This window comes from Brevibacillus dissolubilis, from assembly GCF_006170445.1.
Lineage (GTDB): Bacteria > Bacillota > Bacilli > Brevibacillales > Brevibacillaceae > Brevibacillus_B > Brevibacillus_B dissolubilis.
The window spans coordinates 1-2,886 of the sequence record NZ_VCNA01000021.1 but is presented as its reverse complement, the minus strand read 5'-3'; the positions used below and the strand labels follow the sequence as shown (position 1 = coordinate 2,886).

1 rRNA gene is annotated in these 2,886 nt (G+C 54.8%); it reads right to left on the bottom strand.

Annotated features, from left to right (window positions below):
- Positions 1-2,884 (bottom strand): 23S ribosomal RNA (locus FGI41_RS24495); the annotation flags it as partial.
- Between the last annotated feature and the right edge of the window lie 2 nt (positions 2,885-2,886).

Here is a 2,886-nt window from a genome sequence, read left to right as displayed (position 1 = left end):
GTTACCGCGCTTCCACACCGAGCCTATCAACCTCATCGTCTATGAGGGGTCTTACTAGCTTGCGCTATGGGAAGTCTCATCTTGAAGGGGGCTTCACGCTTAGATGCTTTCAGCGCTTATCCCGTCCATACATAGCTACCCAGCTGTGCTCCTGGCGGAACAACTGGTGCACCAGAGGTATGTCCATCCCGGTCCTCTCGTACTAAGGACAGCTCTTCTCAAACTTCCTGCGCCCGCGACAGATAGGGACCGAACTGTCTCACGACGTTCTGAACCCAGCTCGCGTACCGCTTTAATGGGCGAACAGCCCAACCCTTGGGACCTACTACAGCCCCAGGATGCGATGAGCCGACATCGAGGTGCCAAACCTCCCCGTCGATGTGGACTCTTGGGGGAGATAAGCCTGTTATCCCCAGGGTAGCTTTTATCCGTTGAGCGATGGCCCTTCCATGCGGAACCACCGGATCACTAAGCCCGACTTTCGTCCCTGCTCGACTTGTAGGTCTCGCAGTCAAGCTCCCTTGTGCCTTTACACTCTACGAATGATTTCCGACCATTCTGAGGGAACCTTTGGGCGCCTCCGTTACTTTTTAGGAGGCGACCGCCCCAGTCAAACTGCCCACCTGGCATGGTCCTCCCACCCGATAAGGGTGGCGAGTTAGAAACTCCGTACATCAAGGGTGGTATCCCACCGACAGCTCCACGAAGGCTGGCGCCCTCGCTTCTCAGCTTCCCACCTATCCTGTACATGATGCACAAAGTTCCAATACCAGGCTACAGTAAAGCTCCATGGGGTCTTTCCGTCTTGTCGCGGGTAACCTGCATCTTCACAGGTATTATGATTTCACCGGGTCTCTTGCCGAGACAGCGCCCAAGTCGTTACGCCTTTCGTGCGGGTCGGAACTTACCCGACAAGGAATTTCGCTACCTTAGGACCGTTATAGTTACGGCCGCCGTTTACTGGGGCTTCGGTTCAAAGCTTCGCTTGCGCTAACCCATCCCCTTAACCTTCCAGCACCGGGCAGGCGTCAGCCCCTATACTTCGCCTTACGGCTTCGCAGAGACCTGTGTTTTTGCTAAACAGTCGCTTGGGCCTTTTCACTGCGGCCCCCTCGGGCTATAAACCCTACCGGGGCGCCCCTTCTCCCGAAGTTACGGGGCCATTTTGCCGAGTTCCTTAGCAAGAGTTATCCCGCGCACCTTAGGATTCTCTCCTCGCCTACCTGTGTCGGTTTGCGGTACGGGCACCTTGTTCCTCGCTAGACGCTTTTCTTGGCAGTGTGAAATCAGGGACTTCGGTACTTAAATTTCCCTCGCCATCACAGCTTGCGCTTAAGGTGTGCGGATTTGCCTACACACCACGCTTACTGCTTGGACGGCCATCCAGTAGGCCGCTCACCCTATCCTCCTGCGTCACGCCATTGCTCAAGCGGAACAGAGGTGGTACAGGAATATCAACCTGTTGTCCATCGCCTACGCCTTTCGGCCTCAGCTTAGGTCCCGACTAACCCTGGGAGGACGAGCCTTCCCCAGGAACCCTTAGGCTTTCGGTGGACAAGATTCTCACTTGTCTTTTCGCTACTTACACCGGCATTCTCACTTCCAAGCGCTCCACCGCTCCTTCCGGTACGGCTTCACTGCTGCTTGGAACGCTCCCCTACCCAGTACAAAGTACTGCCATAGCTTCGGTGGTATGTTTAGCCCCGTTACATTTTCCGCGCAGAGTCACTCGACCAGTGAGCTATTACGCACTCTTTAAATGGTGGCTGCTTCTAAGCCAACATCCTGGTTGTCTGGGCAACTCCACATCGTTTCCCACTTAACATACACTTGGGGACCTTAGCTGATGGTCTGGGCTGTTTCCCTTTTGACGATGGATCTTAGCACTCACCGTCTGACTCCCGGACATAAGTCTTTGGCATTCGGAGTTTGACTGAGTTCGGTAACCCGATGAGGGCCCCTAGCCCAATCAGTGCTCTACCTCCAAGACTCTAAATCCGAGGCTAGCCCTAAAGCTATTTCGGGGAGAACCAGCTATCTCCGAGTTCGATTGGAATTTCACCGCTAGCCACACCTCATCCCCGCACTTTTCAACGTGCGTGGGTTCGGGCCTCCAGTAGGTGTTACCCTACCTTCACCCTGGACATGGCTAGATCACACGGTTTCGGGTCTACGGCAACGTACTATCGCCCTATTCAGACTCGCTTTCGCTGCGGCTCCGCTTTTTCAGCTTAACCTCGCACGCTACCGTAACTCGCCGGTTCATTCTACAAAAGGCACGCCGTCACACATTGATTGTGCTCCGACTATTTGTAAGCACACGGTTTCAGGTACTATTTCACTCCCCTCCCGGGGTGCTTTTCACCTTTCCCTCACGGTACTGGTTCACTATCGGTCGCTAGGTAGTATTTAGCCTTAGCAGATGGTCCTGCCAGATTCATACGGGATTTCACGTGTCCCGTACTACTCGGGGTTGGTCTCGGAGAGACGCGCGTTTAGGTTACGCGACTATCACGCTCTATGGTCCGCCTTCCCAAGCGGTTCACCTACGCGCGTCTTTTGTAACTCCGTGTGAGACGCCCCACAACCCCGCAGAGTAAACCCTGCGGTTTAGGCTCTTCCCCGTTCGCTCGCCACTACTCAGGGAATCACTATTGTTTTCTCTTCCTCCGGCTACTTAGATGTTTCAGTTCACCGGGTCTGCCTTCACGTCACCTATGTATTCAGTGACGGATACCGTCCCATTACGGACGGTGGGTTTCCCCATTCGGAGATCCCCGGATCAAAGCGTGCTTACCGCTCCCCGAGGCTTATCGCAGTTCGCTGCGTCCTTCATCGGCTCCTAGCGCCAAGGCATCCACCGTGTGCCCTTACTAACTTAACCAC